The 19,890-nt window shown below is 43.6% G+C and carries 16 protein-coding genes; 2 read left to right on the top strand and 14 right to left on the bottom strand.

Features of this window, described 5'->3' with window-relative positions; translation table 11 throughout:
- Positions 1-127: 127 nt before the first annotated feature.
- The 4 genes from serC to BM210_RS09800 all read right to left on the bottom strand — a co-directional run bounded on the left by serC (position 128) and on the right by BM210_RS09800 (position 5,967).
- Positions 128-1,216: a 3-phosphoserine/phosphohydroxythreonine transaminase gene (gene serC, locus BM210_RS09815; protein ID WP_091167439.1), complete on the bottom strand. Its 1,089-nt coding sequence runs from the start codon at positions 1,214-1,216 to the stop codon at positions 128-130.
- Between the two features lie 254 nt (positions 1,217-1,470).
- Positions 1,471-2,712, bottom strand: a complete 1,242-nt coding sequence (locus BM210_RS09810; RefSeq protein WP_091167438.1) for a DUF1501 domain-containing protein — start codon at positions 2,710-2,712, stop codon at positions 1,471-1,473.
- Between the two features lie 17 nt (positions 2,713-2,729).
- Positions 2,730-4,046: a DUF1800 domain-containing protein gene (locus BM210_RS09805; RefSeq protein WP_091167436.1), complete on the bottom strand. Its 1,317-nt coding sequence runs from the start codon at positions 4,044-4,046 to the stop codon at positions 2,730-2,732.
- Between the two features lie 382 nt (positions 4,047-4,428).
- Positions 4,429-5,967: an extracellular solute-binding protein gene (locus BM210_RS09800; RefSeq protein ID WP_091167435.1), complete on the bottom strand. Its 1,539-nt coding sequence runs from the start codon at positions 5,965-5,967 to the stop codon at positions 4,429-4,431.
- Between the two features lie 328 nt (positions 5,968-6,295).
- Here BM210_RS09800 and BM210_RS09795 point away from each other — a divergent pair, with 328 nt between their 5' ends.
- On the top strand, positions 6,296-8,449 hold the full coding sequence (locus tag BM210_RS09795; RefSeq protein WP_256223441.1) for an AraC family transcriptional regulator: 2,154 nt from the start codon (positions 6,296-6,298) through the stop codon (positions 8,447-8,449).
- Between the two features lie 62 nt (positions 8,450-8,511).
- Here BM210_RS09795 and glnA read toward each other — a convergent pair whose 3' ends face one another.
- The 8 genes from glnA to BM210_RS09755 all read right to left on the bottom strand — a co-directional run bounded on the left by glnA (position 8,512) and on the right by BM210_RS09755 (position 17,533).
- Positions 8,512-9,936 (bottom strand): type I glutamate--ammonia ligase, encoded by a 1,425-nt coding sequence (gene glnA, locus BM210_RS09790; protein WP_091167432.1) that lies wholly within the window; start codon positions 9,934-9,936, stop codon positions 8,512-8,514.
- Positions 9,937-10,190: 254 nt separating this feature from the next.
- A complete protein-coding gene (aroF, locus tag BM210_RS09785; RefSeq protein ID WP_091167430.1) occupies positions 10,191-11,234 on the bottom strand; it encodes a 3-deoxy-7-phosphoheptulonate synthase in 1,044 nt (347 codons plus the stop codon).
- Between the two features lie 179 nt (positions 11,235-11,413).
- Complete coding sequence (locus tag BM210_RS09780; RefSeq protein WP_177237731.1) at positions 11,414-11,944, bottom strand: DUF2062 domain-containing protein; 531 nt, start codon at positions 11,942-11,944, stop codon at positions 11,414-11,416.
- Positions 11,945-11,957: 13 nt separating this feature from the next.
- Positions 11,958-12,920, bottom strand: coding sequence for a 4-hydroxy-3-methylbut-2-enyl diphosphate reductase (locus BM210_RS09775; RefSeq protein WP_091167428.1), 963 nt, complete (start codon positions 12,918-12,920; stop codon positions 11,958-11,960).
- Positions 12,921-12,943: 23 nt separating this feature from the next.
- Positions 12,944-14,470 (bottom strand): sensor histidine kinase, encoded by a 1,527-nt coding sequence (locus BM210_RS09770; protein ID WP_091167426.1) that lies wholly within the window; start codon positions 14,468-14,470, stop codon positions 12,944-12,946.
- 1 nt (position 14,471) lies between these two features.
- Entirely contained in the window at positions 14,472-15,164 is a 693-nt protein-coding gene (locus tag BM210_RS09765) for a response regulator transcription factor (protein WP_091167425.1), read from the bottom strand.
- A gap of 129 nt (positions 15,165-15,293) precedes the next feature.
- Entirely contained in the window at positions 15,294-16,883 is a 1,590-nt protein-coding gene (locus BM210_RS09760) for a S1C family serine protease (protein ID WP_091167423.1), read from the bottom strand.
- Positions 16,884-17,116: 233 nt separating this feature from the next.
- Positions 17,117-17,533, bottom strand: a complete 417-nt coding sequence (locus tag BM210_RS09755; RefSeq protein ID WP_091167421.1) for a YugN family protein — start codon at positions 17,531-17,533, stop codon at positions 17,117-17,119.
- A gap of 219 nt (positions 17,534-17,752) precedes the next feature.
- Here BM210_RS09755 and BM210_RS09750 point away from each other — a divergent pair, with 219 nt between their 5' ends.
- A complete protein-coding gene (locus BM210_RS09750) occupies positions 17,753-19,048 on the top strand; it encodes an ammonium transporter (RefSeq protein WP_091167420.1) in 1,296 nt (431 codons plus the stop codon).
- A 97-nt stretch (positions 19,049-19,145) separates the two neighbouring features.
- On the opposite strand, the gene BM210_RS09745 is transcribed toward BM210_RS09750, so the two are convergent.
- Both BM210_RS09745 and BM210_RS35635 read right to left on the bottom strand, forming a co-directional pair.
- On the bottom strand, positions 19,146-19,487 hold the full coding sequence (locus tag BM210_RS09745; RefSeq protein WP_091167696.1) for a hypothetical protein: 342 nt from the start codon (positions 19,485-19,487) through the stop codon (positions 19,146-19,148).
- 226 nt (positions 19,488-19,713) lie between these two features.
- A complete protein-coding gene (locus tag BM210_RS35635; RefSeq protein ID WP_256223437.1) occupies positions 19,714-19,842 on the bottom strand; it encodes a hypothetical protein in 129 nt (42 codons plus the stop codon).
- Between the last annotated feature and the right edge of the window lie 48 nt (positions 19,843-19,890).

The following is a 19,890-nucleotide window of genomic DNA, read 5'->3' as shown; positions in this document are numbered from 1 at the left end:
TTCAATCATTGTCATCATCATAAATCACAAAGTCATACCAAGCCAAGCGCTGCGTATTCATGCGGCACAAGGCTTTTTTTCATATAAAAACAGCCCTGCCATAGACAACAGGGCTGCCTTTTGATATTTATCCGTTATTTTTTTGGAAATCGATCATAAAGTCAGCCAATGCCTTACAAGCTTCGTATGGAACAGCATTATAGGCGGAAGCACGAATACCCCCAACGCTGCGATGACCTGCAAGTCCTACAAAGTTATGCTGCTGCGATTCTTTAACGAATTTCTTTTCCAATTCCTCGCTTGGCAAACGGAATGTCACATTCATAATCGAACGGCTATCCGGATCAATATTACCGGTGTAATAACCGCCGCTGGCATCGATAACATCATAGATCAGGCTGCTTTTGGCCACATTTTGTTTCTCCAGCTGTGCAACACCACCTTGCCCCTTCACCCATTTCAATACCAGATTCACCATATAAATCGAATGAACCGGAGGTGTATTATATAGGGATCCATTGCTTGCGTGTGTTGTATACCGTAGAATCGAAGGAATATGTTTAGGCTCTTCCTGAAGCAGTTCATCACGAATAACAGCTACGGTGACTCCGGAAGGTCCAAGATTTTTCTGTGCGCCCGCATAGATCATGGAGAATTTCTTACTATCTATAGGACGACTCAATATTCCACTCGTCATATCACCGATCAAAGGAATGTCGCCCGTTTCTGGAATGTATGAGAACTGCGAGCCTTCAATCGTGTTATTAGTTGTCATGTGTAAGTAGGCTGAATTCGGATCGAGCTGGATATCGGATGCCTTCGGCAAGCTTCTCCATTTGCCTGCTTTGTTCGAAGCTGCGATTACTGCTTCACCAACAACTTGACCTTCTTGATAAGCTTTTTCAGAAAAGCTGCCCGTAATGATGTAGCTGCCCACCTTGCCCGGCTTCAGGAAGTTCAACGGAATCGTTGCAAATTGCGTACTGGCGCCGCCACCAAGGAATAAAGCCTGGTAACCGGACTCCAAGCCCAATAACTCCAATAAGAGCTGCTGCGTCTCAGCGTTAATTGCTTCATATTCTTTGCTGCGATGGGAAATTTCCATCAATGACATACCAATACCGTTGTACTCTACAAATTCCTCTTGCGCTTGTTGCAACACTTCTAACGGGAGCGCCGCTGGACCCGCATTGAAATTATAAGCTCGATTCGTCATGGTTTCACACCTTCAACTTGTATTTGGGATCAGTATCTTTTAATGATATCGCTATGATAGCAAAGTTTATCCCTATACAGCAAGTACCTAAGCATAATCTTCACAGCATCGATACATATGATTGGCAGTTCATATATCTTCATCCTTATTTACAAATTTGTTCCTCTATATTGATGAAATTTCAATCTCCTGAATATGGGGTATGTTGTGGCTGACTTAGGCAGGCATTTGGGTATCAGACAGCTATATCGTACTTATATAAAATTAATTTTCTCGTATGTTTTCCCCAGCACCGACTTGGCATCGCCTAGAAGCCAGCTGTCTACAACCGTGTAATATACGGAGCGGAAATCAACCTCATATTTCAGGTCACCGCCTTTATCCAAATTAACCAGGCTCGGTTGTATCCCATATAGTCCTCCCTTTACTTTACCACCAATGATGAACATAGGGGCTGCTGTCCCATGATCCGTACCGCCGCTGCTGTTTTCCTTAACCCTGCGTCCAAACTCAGAGAAAGCCATCGTGATCACTTGATCCTGCAGACCCTGTGCTTCCAAATCCTTATAGAACGCACCCAGTGCCTCGTCCAACTGCTTGAGCACACGGGCTTGCTGTTCTTTTTCATTCGCGTGGTCATCAAAACCGCCGATTTCCAAATAAAAAACGCGGGTACCCGATTTGCCGGCCAGCATCTTAGAAGCCAACTGTAAATCCCTGGAAATATTTGTTTTCGGATATTCAACTTTATTTTGGTACGTATTCGATAAATGATGGAGCGCCTCAACGCTTTGAAAAGCATCCTTGCCCTGCTCACAGGCTACCTTCACCTGTGTCCCTTGACGAAACGGGTCATACATATCGAGGAAGGCCGCCGCCAGGCGGTTTTGGTCCGCTTTCGGTGTTTTCGGATCGAAAATATTAAAAGTTTCCATAGATTGAATGACAGGCACATTGACCGTATCCGAAATAAAGGCTTTATTGGCATTGTTGCCGATTTTCAGCACCTTTAGAGGGTTTGCTGACTTGGATAGTGATGACTCGACATATCGCGCCAGCCAGCCGGAACGGATCATTTTCTCCGGTTCAGCGGTCTGCCATATTTCCATGGAACGAAAATGAGAGTGATCTGGATTCGGATAGCCTACGCCTTGAACAACGGCTACCTTTCCGTTTTTATACAGCTCATTGAGCTGAATGAGGCTGGGGTGAAACCCTACCTCATTGTTGATGGCCAGCACTTCATTCTGAGTAATTTTCAATGTAGGCCGAGCGTCAAAATACCCTCCCATCCCATAGGGTATTAACGTATTCAAACCGTCATTACCTCCGGACAGCTGGATCACGACTAGAACAGGAGACTCTACACTTGCATCATCGACAGAAGTACTCGGCAGTGCAGAGCCGTCCTCAGCAAAAATCATGGGCCCCCTTAGCCCAAGCGTTGCCAGAAGCGCGGTGCCTTTGATTAAAAAGTCTCTTCTTGTCAGCTTCAAGCGATTCCACTCCTTCCTTATTTCATCTGGGCTTCAGGGCTTATCATAATAAGCTGCAGCAGCCCCTTCATTCCATTGTTCTTTTGTTTGGCATACACAAAGGTATCATTCGCATATTGGGCTAGCGTCTTCGCTGACTGCTCCCCCATATTCCACACACCAACATTTTGCGAAAACTGGCGTACAAAATCCTCAGGTTTGGATAAGGGGTCCAACGCATAATCCTTACTCGTCAGTAAATTGTTGTTCAAGCGCTTGGCTATCGATTCAGCAAACTGGAAGCGTGAGAGCAGATTTGTCGTCATCAACCAGGTCGTCCCCCCTCTCCACCCCGCTACATCAGGAGGAAGAAACAGCTCCATTCCCATTTTGCGTGCAGACTGTGTAAAGCCTTTGGACAACGGGATATTAAAAGCCTTCAAAATACCGGCAACATATTCGATCGGCGTCTTGATCAATGAGCCCTGAATATCCGGATTATAAAAGGCATCTGACATAAACAGTTTCCTCAGCACTTCTCCGATCGTCTGGTCCTTCAACACATCGCTTGCAACCAGATCTACCCATTCCTGTGAGGGCTCATCCGTCGCAAAAAGTTTCAGCAGCTTTTTGGCGATAAACTGCGGTAACGCCTCCTGTTTAAAAAAAACATCGACCACAGTGGTCTCATTAAAAGCTCCGGTTTCTCCTAGAATCGTTTTGTTGGCGGCATCGTATTGACCTTTGTTAAATTTAACCTGTCCTTCCTTGCGGTCATAAGACCAGCCTGTGAGCGAACGTGCGGTTTCTTTAATATCCTGCTCCGTGTAATTGCCAATGCCAAGCGTAAACAACTCCATCACTTCACGCGCATAGTTTTCATTCGGTTTACCTTTGCGATTACTGTTCACATCGAGATAGATCATCATCGCAGGGTCTTTACCAATTTGAAGCACAAGTTCATGAAAATTACCCAATGCGTAATTGCGAAACAGCTCGTTTTGCCTAAGCATAAGCGGAATGTCGTTAACCTTGGAAAAGGAGGTAGAAAAATGCCCATGCCAGAAGAGCGTCATTTTCTCGACCAGGGGTGCCTCTGTATTCAAGATTCGGTACAACCAATAGGTTTGCTGATCACCAATCGAATCAGCCTTCATTTCTTTGCCATCTGCCGTCAGTTCCGTGATCGATTGCAGTGAAACTGTCTTACCTGTTAATGATTCCCCGGCGACAAGCCGTCTTACGGATTCCGCTTGACCTAGAGTCAAGCAAGCTTCTATATCTGCTTTACTCGTATAAAATCCTGTGCGGTTTAAGAGATGGACCGCTTCTTGTTCTGTCCAGGCTGCTCCCATAATTCGTACCACCATCCCGCTGATGTTTGTTAGTCTTCATTATACTGGTGATTTATTATTAAAAGTGACGAGTCCAACTCTAGTATCCATTTGATTCGTATTGAAATAATATCGGCGAAGATTTCCATCAGCTTTAGCAAATTTGCTTAAATAGGGCTTACAGCACATCTATGGGATAAGTTCACAAGAAAAAAAACCGCCCGATGACTTATCGGACGGTTCCTATTAAATTTGGGTATAAAGCATCATCTGATTGACTACAAGCATTCCATTCTGGGCTGCTTGATGTGAGACCGTAGGCTGCCGAAACGATACCAGCTTCTCCGACGTTAACTATGCTATCCCCGCTGATATCACCAGGAGTGAATTGGAATTTTGCTGATTACTTTTGGGAAATCCTTTTTCGGTAAGCCTCTGTATACTCCTTTATGATTTGGCCTCCCCCTTTACGTTCCCATTTATCAATTTCTTTTTGGAAACCATTCAAATCTATTTGACCCAGTATGTAGCTATACGTAGCATTAACGACAATTGGCCACAGCTCTCCTCCAACCATATCGTAAGTCGGAGAGAACAGGGATTGAGCCGGGTCCCGAATTAAGATGCTTTCATTATCAGAGGTTAGTTTACTAATTTTAGCTTGGAGCGGGTCCTGTGCCTCTTCTTTTTGCTTCAATATTCGATTGTTTAAATTGGCTATCATTAAGGAGTATAACGGCAAAACATCCATGTTGTGCATTTGATTCATCGCTGGCGTTTTTACCACTTTTCCCTCTTCAATCGTGTAATACTTGCCTTCTAAGCCATATTGCATAATATTGCTAACATCTGATTCCATCGTTCTATCAAAATAAGCAAGAATCTTTTTTAGCTCTGCCTCTGTTTTGATCTCCTTTTTTGAAAATAGAAATAATCCGTTAAAGCTGGGTATGGACCAGACCCCATAACCATGAGGACCGCGAATACGGTTAATGATAGTTAATTCAGCTGCAGGGTTCAGCTTTTGCAGCTCGTCCAACAACCTTGGAGTATCTTCCAGGCTGCCGATATATCCACCTGCCTTACCACTGATGATCATATACCGCTCAACCTGTTTACTCGTAATAGAAAAGTCGCGGTTCAGTATATTTTCATCGTACAGCTTTTTCATAAAGTCCATCGTATGGATATATTCCGATGTCATAAACTCAGGTACTAATCGATCCTCAACGACTCCCCAGTTATTTGGCGTTCCGAAATACGATCCCAATGTTTTAAATGCCCCAAAGACAAGATCATTGCGGTCAGCCAAACCAATCGTATCCTGCTTTCCATTGCCATCGGGGTCATTATAGGTAAACTTCTTCATCACATTATATAATTCATCAATCGTGGCTGGCTCCTTCAGGTTTAGACGGTCCAACCAATCCTTTCTAAGAATGACACCTTGTCTTGATGCAGGTCGCTCCGTATACAAACCATAAATTCTTTCATCAACCGATGTTTCATTGAGTATAGTCTTATTCACATTTTTCAAATTTGGATACAAGTCCAGATAGGGACCTATCTCCCAAAACATACCGGATCGAATTTCATTTCTTACATACACATAATCAGGCTGATTTACGAAAATCACTTTTTTAGGGGAATTCGTTTCCAAAGCATTTATCATTTTTTCCTTATAGATGTCATAGGGAACCCAATCGATATCAAGCTTTGTCTGAGTTGCTTGCTCAATCCGGCTAATGAGCTCATTAGGGGGAGCTTTGACTTGGTGGAGCGGTACCATCATACTTATATTAAGAGGCTCGACTGCGGGAGGAGTCGTTTCCTTAGTATTCGTATTGACTACATCACATGCGTTTAATAGAAAGACTGCAGCAATGATAATAGCAATGGGACGATATATGACTGGTTTAACTAACAGGTTTTTTCTACTCATGGAACCCCTTCTCTCAATGTAAACGATCTCATTTATTATACAACACAGTTCCCTCAGCTGTAATACATGGACCTACGAAAAATTTTATGAAAATTACTCATTGCTCGTTACCCCAACTGATTGCTAGAATAGAGCTACATCATAATATTTTCATGTCAGGAATGAGGACACTTCGTTGCAACAATTCAGTTATCTCACTAGACTCATCATGTTTGGGTGTCTTCTATGCACACTTCCCGCTATTTGTTTCGGTATTTTTTCCTATATTCAATCATCCCAAGAAATTCAAAAACAAGTAAATCGCAGTCAAATACAAGTATTGACATTAATGAATTCCAATGTTGAGCAAGTGCTTCGAACCGTAAATCATGCTTTTGATCAATTAGTAAATTCGACGGTGGTAGCGACAGCTCTGAATGAACCTTTTTCTGGAAACGACTTTCTACTGTACAAGAATTTACGCAGGGAAATAAGTAACACCCAATCTTTTTTCACCAAAGTTGAAGATATTGTTATCGTGAATATAGAGCAAAACTGGATGATTAAAAATTCAGGTTATTATACATTTGATACATATTCACATCACATTGAAATAGCAAATCAGATGCACCTACCCAACACGATCTCCTGGGCGCTCAATCCCAGTGTTTGGTTTTACAGTGAAGAGAAAGCGAATGCTTACGAATGTCCTTACGTCATCAGTCTGATGAAAAAATTACCGGATCAGAAGCTTGATAAATTTGGATTAGCGTTTGCAAATCTGCCCGCCTGCAGTTTAGGAAGCATTCTGAATTATACCCCCATAGAATCAGAAACCGTTATCATTATGGATGGTCAAGAACGGATATTGTTTCATACAGACCCTTCGATGATCGGAAAGTATGCAAGTGATACAGGATTCATTAGCGACACCCATGTATTCACCCAACCCGTAGGTCAATTCGAAACGGAATTCGAAGGTAATAAATATACAGCTACCTACCTGCGCTCATCTCTTAATAACTGGATCTATCTCTCTATTATCTCCATAGACAGCTTAAATCAAGATTCCAAAAAAATCGGCCGATATCTCTTCTTGTTCTGTTTGACCATCATTACCATCTTCTTGGTTATTGCATGGTTAGGATCCCGTCAAATGTATAATCCAATCCAAAGTTTACTGAAACAAATCGGAGGAAGATCCCCTTCAAACGTCAAACTTGGGATCAATGAATTCGAAATTATTAGTAATCAGATCCAAAACCTGTTTCAATCCAAATCACAGCTGGAGCAGGAAGCTAACCGACATTTGCAGCAATCCAGCACCTTTTTTCTGATGAATATGTTTCAAAAGGACATTCGGCGAAATGAACTGTATGAGAAAATGGAGCTGTTCGGATTCAGTGAAAAGCTTGCCGAATGGCAGGTTATGTCGATTATAGCTTTGCAAATTGATACTTTGGAAGGCACTCGCTACACGAAGGATGACTTGGAGCTGCTGATATTTGCCATTAACAATATCGTTGAGGAAATCATTCCATCGGAGGTTAGACTGCCACCCATATCCATCGATCAAACACAGGTTACTCTCATTGGTGGGATGCTTGAAGCCCAGCCTGAGTTTAACAGCTTTATTTATTCCATAACTGAGACGATTCAAAGCACTGTAGAGCGAGTATTGGATTTACAAATCAGCATAGGCATTAGTCTCCACTTTCATGATATAAAAAAAGCTTCGACTGCATATAACGAAGGGCTTGAGGCACTGAAGCACCGCATTTATTTGGGCGAGCATGTTATCATTCCTTATGCCAATATTAATGCGGACAAGCAAAAGCAGTTAACAGAATATCCGAGTCTGGCAGAGACAGAGCTCTTTGACGCGATATTAATTGCTTATGAAGAGAAGTCCAGGGAGCTATTAAAGACGTTCATGCAGCTTATTTTCAAACAAGAAATGAATCCACAGGAGTATCAGGTTTCTATATTCAGGTTTCTTAACAGCTTGATGGTTTCCATGGAGCAGTCCGGCATTTCGTTGAACCAGCTTCATTCTGGTGGAGGCTCCTTATACGAGGAATTAAATGAGCTTCAGATCACACATGAAATTGAAGAGTGGTTCTGGATTCGTGTGATTAAACCTTTGATCCGCATTTTCCGAGACAGGCTAAACTCTGAGTATCACAATATTTCCGAGAAAATTTTAGATAAAATTCGCAAATACTACGATACTGAACTTACCATTGAAAAGTGCGCGACCGAATTGCATTATAATGCTAACTATTTAAGCGGCGTTTTTCGTAAAGAAACGGGCTTTACCTTTAGTGAGTATCTAGCTTCCTACCGCCACAGTATGGCAAAAAAATGGCTGACTGAATCCGATATAACAATCAAAGAAATTTCCGAAAAACTCCAATATATGAATTCCCAGAACTTCATACGAGCTTTTCGAAAACAAGAGGGGATTACTCCTGGAAAATTCCGGGAATCACATCGTAAATAAACGGAAAGCAGAAAAGCTCCGGAGCAACTCCGGAGCTTTCAGCTATATATAATCGAGAAATCTTACAGATCAAAGTATAAGGAATATTCATGCGGATGAATACGAATGGATACAGCTTTTGCTTCGTCACGTTTCAAACCGATATAGTTATCGATAAAGTCTTTTGTGAACACGCCGCCTTCTACCAAGAACTCATAGTCAGCCTCAAGAGCATTCAGAGCTTCATCCAACGAACCGGGTACACTGCGAATCTCGCCTTTTTCGGCATCAGACAACTCGTAGATGTTCTTGTCTAGTGGACCGTAGCCCAAAGCGATAGGATCGATTTTCTTCTTGATTCCATCCAGACCAGCCATCAGCATTGCAGAGAATGCAAGATACGGGTTAGCCGTGGAGTCAGGTGTACGGAACTCGATACGACATCCCTTAGGAGTAACAGCAGCAATCGGAATACGAACTGCAGCGGAACGGTTACCTTTGGAGAATGCAAGGTTAACAGGTGCTTCATAACCAGGAACCAGACGTTTAAACGAGTTCGTCGAAGGGTTCGTCAAAGCGATCAAAGCTGGTGCGTGGTACAGAATACCGCCAATGTAGTGCATCGCCATTTCACTTAAGTTGCCATAACCGCCTTTTTCGTAGAAAAGGGGATTGCCTCCGTCGAAAATGGATTGGTGAACGTGCATTCCGCTACCGTTATCGCCAAACAATGGTTTTGGCATGAACGTAGCTACCTTACCGTATTGTCTAGCTGTGTTTTGTACGATATATTTATATTTCATCAAGTTATCAGCTGTTTTAGTTAATGTGTCAAAACGGAAGTTGATTTCACCTTGTCCTGCAGTTGCAACTTCATGGTGATGACGCTCGATACGAAGACCTGCTTCCATCAACAAACGGCACATTTCGCTGCGAATATCTTGTTGGGAATCAGTAGGACCTACAGGAACATAGCCGCCTTTGTGACCCACTTTAAAGCCAAGATTGCCGCCCTCGTCTTTACGGTTGGTATTCCAGTGTGCTTCTTCAGAATCTACAAAGTAGGAAGATTCATTTTGTCCGCTTTTAAAACGAACCTCATCAAAAATGAAAAATTCGGATTCAGGAGCAAAGTAAGCCGTTGTGCCCACACCAGCAGTTTGCAGATATTGCTCTGCTCTAAGTGCAATACCACGAGGGTCACGATCGTAAGCCTCGCCATCCGGTGTATAGATGTTACACATAATAACTATTGTTGGATGTGCGGTAAAAGGGTCCACGTATACGGACTCCGTTTCAGGAAGCATAACCATGTCGGACTCTTCGATACCTTTAAAGCCTGGGATAGAAGAACCGTCGAAGGCTACCCCATTTACAAACGTTTCCTCTTCTACTTCAGAAGCTGGTAAGGAAATGTGATGTGCTCTACCGGAGAGATCCACAAAACGAAAATCCACCCACTCGATGCCTTTTTCTGCGATGATGTTCAATACATTTTGAGCTGACATAGACTATTGACCTCCTAAAATCCGAACATTTCACATGGTTTGTTCGAACATCGTTCAAGTTTTTTATTGATTCATTGTTCATATTATAAAACTTTCCCTCGCTAATCGTCAATACTTATGTCAGGTATTTTTGATTATGTGTAAGGTATTCTTACACACAGCCTTTTTTTCGTTCACATTTTCGACAAAAAATAAACTTGATCTTCCAACAATCGGAAGACCAAGTCGAATTTTGTTGCTTAGGGAATGTGAACTTAAGCTTGAAAAGGTTCTTTGACAGTATCAAATCGTCTGCCGCATAAAGGCGCCAGCTTTTCCAAATCAACCATCAGTTTGGCAAACTGCTCTGGGAAGAGAGACTGAACCCCGTCACCTGTCATTGAATTATCCGGATCGGTATGCATCTCCACAATTAATCCATTAGCCCCGGCAGCTACGGATGCTTTGCACATCGGCTCCACCAGCTCGCGGCGTCCTGTCCCATGGCTTGGATCGGAGATCACCGGCAAATGGCTCAGGGTTTGAAGGGCAGGAATCGCAGCCAAATCGAGCGTATTCCGCGTGTAGGTTTCAAAGGTCCGAATGCCACGCTCACACAGCATGACGTTCGGATTACCGCCAGCTAATATGTATTCTGCCGCATTCAGAAATTCATCGTAGGTGGAGCTAAAGCCGCGCTTGAGCAGCACAGGAGTTTTGATCGTCCCCAGCTTGCGAAGCAAATCGAAATTTTGCATATTACGGGTTCCAACTTGGAGAATATCCGCATGCTCAGCGCACACATCTACATATTCAGGAGTCATTACTTCCGTAATTGTCAGCAAGCCGTGTTTTCTTCCGGCTTCAGCCATCATCACCAGACCTTCAACGCCAACCCCTTGAAAGCTGTATGGCCCCGTTCTTGGCTTGAAAGCACCGCCTCGCAACACTTGTGCTCCTGCCGCTTTGACCAAACGCGCAATTTCGTCAATTTGCTCTGCGTTTTCTACTGCACAAGGGCCTCCCATGATAACCAGCTGCTCGCCGCCGATTTCTACATCCTTGATCTTGATAATAGTGTCAGACGGATGAAAGTCGCGACTGGCAAGCTTGTAGGACTTCGATATTTTCACAACCTGCTCGACACCTGACATTTGTTGAATTTGTTCACTCAGCTTCGGATGCGCTTTGCCAATAATTCCAATTACGGTACGGTCTACACCTTTGGATACATGAGCTTGAACATCATTTTTCTCAATTTGTGCGACAATTTCATGAATACGCTCTTCCGAGGTTTTGTTGGATATAATAACGATCATGATCAATCACTCCTATAATATATTAAGTATATAATTAACTTTATTTATAATGCCCAAGCACTAACACGCTTCAACGCTTATACGCTTCAAAGCTTTTAATCACTAAAGCAATTGTACAACGAGAAGGGCCACTCGTCAAGAGTAATATCTCTTGAAACAAGGAAGCCCGAGACTCCAAATTAATTGATCTCATTCACCAGATTCGCTCTCTTCTCTTCACGCCTTTGCTTGCGCTTGGCGGTATAGAGCATTAACAGCCACTTAATCGGGAAATAGAAGAGAATACCGAGTATAATACCGTCTACGATTCCACCAACCAGCAGCTTCAAATTCGATTTTACAAAGAAATCCAGCCAATCCGGCAGAAACGCCCATAACTGCCTTCGAGTACCATGGGGCAGTAACCAATTGCCGACCTTTAAATGAAAGTATGTCATTGGTAGATAGATGATTTTGCCAAAAACAAATCCTATTAAAGCAGCAGCCATACTCGCACGAAATACATAGATCAATGGGAAAATCAGAAAGAAAGCCAATCCCGCAGTTGGAAGTGTAAACATCTCAACCGCCAAACCAATCGAATATCCCAAGGCAACAATGCCCGGGCCTCCTTCAGCACGTGTCAGCGTCAAGTATTTGTACTTGAACCAACGCTTCACATTCCGTAATTGAAAAGGCTTCTTGGTAGTAGTAGCTATTTTTCGCTGCATATGCCTTCATCCCTTACGTACTCGATTTGGCAACCACTCGTTCTTTACTGTACGGAATTAATTTACTCATATTCACTGTACGTTTGATTTCCCATGTTGCAGCATCGTGAGGATCGTAATTCTCCAGAAAGGTCAATACTTCCTTCGTAATCGGTGTCGGTGTGGATGCCCCAGAGGTTAACCCTACTCGACGAACCGATTTCAACCATTCCGTCTGAATCTCAGAAACATCAGATATTCGATAAGCTTTGACACCAGCAATCTCTTCGGATACCTGAGCCAGCCGGTTCGAATTGTTACTGCGTGGATCACCGACAACAATAACCAAATCCGCATCCATAGCTTGCTCGGATACTGCCTCTTGACGCACCTGAGTAGCCAAACAAATCTCATTATGAATTTCAGCGGTTGGGAACTTTTCCAATAAGCGGTTCATAATGTGCTTGATATCCCATTGACTCATTGTTGTTTGATTCGTGATCGTAATTCGATCCGTCGGCAGCTCCAGATGTTCGATTTCCTCGATCTGCTCGATCAGATGTACATAATCAGGGGCAACTCCGAGTGCACCCTCAGGTTCTGGATGATCCTTCTTGCCAATATAAATAATATGATAGCCTTCTGCTGTCTTTTCCTTGATTAAGTCATGGGTCTTCGTAACGTCGGGGCAAGTCGCATCAACTACTGTCAATCCCTTATCACGGGCCCGTTTACGAACCTCAGGTGAAACACCGTGAGCCGTAAAAATAACCGTACCCTTTTCAATGGTTTCCAGAATCTCCAGCCTGTTCGGACCATCCAGAGTAATTACACCTTCATTATCAAAAAATTCGGTGACATGTGCATTATGCACAATCATCCCCAATATATACACGGGTCTTGGTAAATTTAAATTTTTGGCTGTTTGCATAGCTAGCCCCATTGCATCTACGACTCCATAGCAATACCCACGGGGAGTAATTTTAATAACGTCCATTATGGCACCCACCTTCCCCTATATTATACTTGATTATCCGATGCGATGGAAATGCCCAAATCAGATGAATCAGAGGTAGACTTGATAGGAAGCCAAATGATAAAGACGCTGCCCTCACCCTGTGTGGTAGTGACTTCAATCGACCCTTGGTGTTCGTCAATAATCCATCTGGCAATCGAGAGACCTAATCCGGTTCCTGCCGTCTTGCCGCGTGACAGATCAGCCCTGTAGAACCTCTCAAAAATCAAGGGTACTTCCTCTCTATCCATACCTATTCCACTGTCTTCAATTCGAATCCCGATCTGGTTCTCTGTACGTAGGGAATCGAGTTTTACAAAGCCAGTTTCCGTGTATTTGAAAGCATTCTCAATAAAAATAAACAGCAGCTGCTGTAAATAATCCCGGCTTCCATACACTTGAACATGATAAAGTGCACTCAAATCGCCTGATGACCATTCCACCGTACGCGGAAGCAGCTGTGCCTTACGAACAACATCCTCGACAATCGGTAAAATATCCTGCTCGATTTTGGCGATTTGAAAGCCTGCATCGGCGCGGGCAAGCGACAGCAAGTCATTAACAAGCCGCGACATCCGTGCTGCCTCACTCGCAATGTCACGCATAGCCTCCAAAGACATTTCAATTTGGTCTGGATCCTGCTGCATGCCGCTATCTGCCGTGCGTTTCCACATTTTCTCCAGCAAATCCACATTGCCGCGTATTGTCGTTAATGGGGTACGCAGCTCATGTGAAGCATCCGATACGAAGCGTCGCTGGGTATGATTCACTTCCTCCAATTCCGAATACGTATGCTGCAGTCTGCCAAGCATGCCATTTATCGTAGCCGTTAGCCGACCAATCTCATCATTGGGACCATAGTAGTTGATTCGATTGTGCAGATCGGTACCTTTTTCAATAGAATTGGTAGCTGCTATGACCTGCTCAATCGGCCGTAACGCTTTACGCGCCAAATACCAGCCCAGCGAGGCTGCCAAAATAACCGTCACCAGTGCGGTTAATAACAATATATTCCGCAGTAAGGAAAATAGCTTCTCATCTGCCGTCAAAAACACAGCTGCTTGAAAAACACCTGCTAGCTGCGGCTGTCCATTCAGTACTAAAGGAATCGCTCTATTGTAGACGAACACATTTAAATTCTCAATACGCGTGTGCTCAATAAAAAAGCCTTCATTCACTAATTGCTGTTTCTTTGCGTTCGTTAATTCAGGCAAGGACAGGTTAAGCTGGCTCAAATTTTCCGACTGGCTAATTTTCCCGTTTTCAAAGTTGGTCACTTGGTAATATTTTCCTGTATTGCTAATGATATCGCGACCCTGCAGAACAAAGTCCGGGGTGATTCCGCCGCGCAAGGTCGTAGTCATCCTTGGCTCGATGCGGGATAACACCTTTTCAGCCTGCTGCTGCAAATCATCCTCCACCGCTTGAAAATAGTAATGGTAAACCAAACCATATAAGCCCAAACCGAATATGAGCAGGACTACGGACAAAATCCCCGAATACCATAATGTTAGACGCAGACGAATAGACACGTCAGCTCTCTCCCCTCATCACGTAACCGGCACCACGAACGGTTTGAATCATCCGCTTGTGACCGTACTCCTCCGTTTTTTGACGTAAGAGTGCGATATACACTTCCAGCACGTTGGATTCTCCACTATAATCATAGCCCCAGATTTTTTCCATAATGACATCACGAGATAACACCCGCTTCGGATTTTGCAAAAAGAGATGCAGCAGATCAAATTCCTTCGTGGTCAACTCGATAAGCTGGCTTCCACGAAACACTTCACGTGTATCCATATCCATAAATACATCCTGGTATTGCAGGCGATTAGTGGGCTGTTCGGATTTTTCCGCGCTTCTTCTTCGCAATAGTACCCGTACCCTTGCTAATAGCTCCTCTAAAGCAAATGGTTTGACCAAATAATCATCTGCGCCCATATCCAGTCCTTTTACACGGTCACCGATCTCATCCTTGGCCGTTAGCATAAGAACAGGCACAGAAGCTCCACCCTCGCGAATACGGCGGACCACTTCCCAACCATCCAATTGAGGCATCATTACATCTAAAATAACTGTATCCGGATCGTTCTCCAATATTTGTTTGAGCCCGTCCATACCATGATGGGCAGTAAATACGGTATACCCTTCAAATGCCAACGAACGCTTAAGCATCGAAGTGATTTTTTCATCATCATCAATAATTAATACTTTTTCTCTCATAAATATTATCCCCCCATGCTTAACATTGTAGCAGATATAGAGCCGATACAAAAAAAAGCGGAGCAACCCGCAAGTATGCTCCGCTCAACTTACTCATGACCCTATCCATCTCTTACTTAAAAATAATCCTTACTCCGCGTTACGGTCGCCGATGGTCACGGTTATGGTCTCTTTCTTGCCGTCACGCATTACTGTTAAAGCCGCCTGATCCTTCACTTTAAGCTTTTTAATGGCGTCAACCAACTCCTGAGAAGTTTTGACCTTCGATCCATTAACCTCGGTAATCACATCATAAGGTCTTAGACCTGCTACAAACCCAGGGCTCTTGCGCTCCACTTCAGATACGATAGCACCTTCGTTATTGGAAAGCTTCAGTTCAGTCAACCAATCTTTATCAATATCCGACAGCTTCACACCAATGTAAGGTGAAGGCTCTTTAGGGATTTTTACATTATTTTTTAGATTATCGAGTACGGAAGAAATTGTACTTGTCGGAATCGCAAAACCGATACCTTGGGCTTGTGCACTAACCGCTGTGTTGATCCCGATCACTTCGCCATTCAGATTCAACAAAGGTCCACCTGAGTTACCTGGATTGATCGAAGCATCGGTTTGCAGCAAATGCTTGTAGTTACGAGTACCTTGTGCATCCGGAATAGAGATCGGACGTTCTTTGGCACTTAGCACCCCAACCGTCACCGTATGATCGAAGCCGTATGGATTACCAATCGCCACTACCCAATCACCAACTGCGGTATTTTCTGCTTTGCCCAGTGTTAGCGAAGCAAAATCTTTAGTGCCTTCAATTTTCAAAGCGGCTAAATCCAGATCATAGCTGTTACCAAGCAATGTTGCTTTAAACGGCTTCTCGTAGCCCTCAACCGTTACCCAAATTTCATCAGCACCGTCGATAACATGCTCATTGGTCAAAATATAACCCGATTTTTCAAAAATAAATCCGGTACCCATCCCTGCGGGCTGCAGCTGTTCAGTTCCACTTTTCGGCTGTGTTTGAGTGCCTCCGCCATTATTGCCAAAGAATTGACGGAAGAACGGATCATCCATTAGAGAACTTCCATTACTCCGGGAGCTCTTCGCTTTTACTTTCGTCTCTATCTTAACTACTGCTGGCCCTGATTGCTCAGCAATTTGAGCGATGTTGGTAGGTCTGCCCAAATCAATTGCCGCTTCCTTAACCCCGCCGTTACCTGTTACAGGGGCCGCGGTTACTTTACTTGCTGCTATTGGAGTAGAAGCACTGCTTGCAGCGCTTGGACCACTAGTAAACCAATTCATTTTGTCGGAAGCGAACATCAATCCTCCCACCAATACGGCACCTGCCATAAAAGCGGAAAAAACGGATTTAACGGAGGAGCCTCTCTTTCCATTATCATGCTGCCAGTTGTTATTTGGGTACGGTTCCTGACTCGATTTCTCGAAACCATTGTAGGAAAAAGGACGAACCGGACGCGGCGGCGTCACTTCAACCGGAGAAGTTCCTTCGATCGAGTTGGCAGTTGTATCGGATGCTGCCACTTCGTCATGTCCCATAGTCGATTTATAAGGCCCGTAAGAGTAGTAGTGGGAAGGACGATCTTGCTTTATTGGGTCTGAACCTGCTTGGCCCGCTTCTGCTTCATCATGGGATGAAGTATTCGAGGACTCGCCACTTGGACGGCGCAAAAATTCATTGTTATTGTTGTTATTGTTATCTTCCATTGTAAAACCCTCCTTGGTAAGGTTCTAAGATTGTTATGTGTTTGCTGCTCTTGCTCTTATATTGGACTCGTAACCTTAAAGAAACCTTAAAGAAAAATAAAAAGAGCCTAAAATGCCTACTATGATTTGCATTCATAAAATAACCTCCTGATCCTTGGTTTCGGATAGGAGGTTCAGCCCATACAATCACAAATGATTTCATGCTCCAAGAAGGGTTATGCCGGATAGTTTACTCAGTTAACTTTCCAAGCTCGTTCCACATGATCCAGCATATCTTTCGCCACCGCTACCCATTTATCTTCAACAGGAGCATCTTTATCGATAGGCTCCTGAAATTGATTGATAAGAGCACCAGTAACATTCAGTTGCGCCTCATTATCCAAACCATCATTATAGACATGCTTCAGTACAAAAGGAGTACCTATGCAAATGATCGCATCTGTAGCAGGCGTGTCACCATCCAGAGTACCGTGGGTTACTTCGAATGGAATACGCAGCCATACTTGATGTGCCTCGTCCAAATAACGATCGAAATAACCATGATCATAACTCCAGTTTCCTCCCAGCGTGAACTCCAATTGATGTAATTGTTGGCTTACTTCATTAAAGGGTTCTTCATAGTTCGTTAGAACGGATTTTATCGGTATCATCTGCTCACTCCTCCTTATTATAGTCAAAACGCATTTTGTGTTAGAGTACGCAGCAGTCGGGCAAAATATGTACAACTCTGCAGCCTTACTATATATCAGCAAACAACCATCTAATCATGTCATGTTATATAACGCAATACGTTGACATAAATATCATTGGAAACGTATAATTATGGGCAACGAATGATTAGATGGTACGTAATAGGGAGATGAAATGATATGGATATAACGACTTTGTCCAGTGGATTGGATACCATTTGGGTAGTTCTCACAGCCGCGATGATTTTACTGATGGAAGGCGGTTTCGCCTTATTGGAGGCAGGTTTCGTCAGACAGAAAAACGCAGTTAGCATTATCATGAAGGTGTTTGTAGACATAACCTTCGGTGCGCTCGTATTTTTCTTTGTTGGTTTCGCTTTCATGCACGGTAAGGATTTGTCTGGATTAATCGGAACCAGCGGTTTTATGCTTGGAGGCGATCTTGCACACATCAAGCTCACAATCTCACATGATACCTATTGGCTATTCCAATGCGCCTTTGTAATTGCTGTTATCTCTATTGTATCAGGGGCAGTTGCTGAACGAATCAACTTCCACGCATACATTTTATATACAATTGCAATGACCGGTCTGATTTACCCAATAGCAGGCCATTGGGTATGGAGCATCGGCGGATGGCTTGGCAAACTCGGAATGATCGATTTTGCTGGCTCAGCCGTCATTCATGCTTTAGGCGGTTTCGCAGCTTTGGCTGCAGCGTTATTCATAGGACCTCGGATTGGCAAGTTTTCCGATAATGGAAGCCCAAATATTGTTCCGCCTTCTAATTTACCGTTAGCCTCAGTTGGCGCATTCATACTTTGGTTCGGCTGGTTTGGCTTTAACTCTGGAAGCACACTGAGCGCCACGAATACCACAATCGGTCACATCGCCATTACCACCATGTTATCAGCCGCAGCCGGCGGCGCAACCTGCATCCTGTTCACGATGTTCCGCTACCGCAAAGCAGATCCTCCTATGGTCATCAACGGATCTTTAGCCGGTCTTGTCGGTATTACGGCTGGTTGTGCTTTTGTTAGCGACATCGTTGCTATTTTAATCGGTTCTGTATGCGGTATTGCGATGGTTTTCGCAACCGAATTCCTCGAATCCAAACGAATCGACGATCCGGTCGGAGCATTCGCCGTCCATGGAGTCAGCGGCAGCATTGGCACACTAGCCATCGGTCTTTTCGCCAAACCCGAGCTTACAGCGGGATATGGGCAAGGTTATAGCGGATTATTTTACGGAGGCGGCTGGAGCCTCCTTGGCGTTCAGACACTCGGTCTCATTACCGTCTCCATATGGGGCTTTGGCTTAACCTGGATCGCCTTCAAATTGATCAAATTAATCGTTCCAGTTCGCGTCAGCCGCGATGAAGAATTAGTAGGCTTGGATGTAGGCATCCACGGAGTGCCCGCTTACAGTCAGGATCATGATTTCATCGAGCTAACCAAGCTGACTAACAATCGCTGATATCCAACTCCATCATCTCAAAAAAGAGGATTCTCAAAATGACTTTTGAGAATCCTCTTTTATCTATAATCACCTATATATAATATAATATAATAAACTATTGCAATTCCCGATCCAGATCGTAGCTGATTTCGATCAAATCACCAGGATCACTACCCGTCATAATCGCCTTCGCTTGTTCCAGTTCGATACGCAGCTGTCGAATCTGAGCCATCGGTCTCTTTACGTAATGGATATATTCCACAGCCGCATGGTGATCAGGCTTTTTCCCCGTAAACATCCGACGTAAAGGTGACATGGATTGATAGCTCCTTTCTTCCATAAGCCTTTTTTTCTCATATCGATCAATGATTTGTTCAATTTCTGCAATTTGACTTTCCTTACGAGCGACATATGACTCTAAAAAGGGGTAAACCTCGGCTGCTTTTCGTTGAATCATCGGAATCGAACTCCCTATTAACATAGCATCAATCACGGTATACCACCTGTCTTCACATGTTAACTTTCTTTACAATACAGTTATATTACACTAAATATTTAGCTTTGAAAACCTCTTTTTTTGAGATCCATCTTTTCAAAACTGCTCTAAACGTCTATATACAGCAAAAAAGCCGGCAAGCTAACCCTGCCGACTCCTTGCAACACCATTTTCCACAAGCTCAATGTTAGTATTTATTTTTCGAATTAGCACCTTCACTTGGAGAACCTGCAGCTGTTTGCTTAGCATTTTTGGCTACAACTTCTTCTGAAAATTCGGTATCATTTTGTTGCTTCTTATTTTTGTTTTTTGCCATGGATGATCACCTCCCCGTACAAACCATAGTATGGGTAACAAGGCAATC

The organism is Paenibacillus sp. 1_12 (assembly GCF_900114475.1).
Classification (GTDB): domain Bacteria; phylum Bacillota; class Bacilli; order Paenibacillales; family NBRC-103111; genus Paenibacillus_S.
Note: the sequence above shows the minus strand (reverse complement) of the source record. Positions and strands in the feature narration are given on the sequence as shown.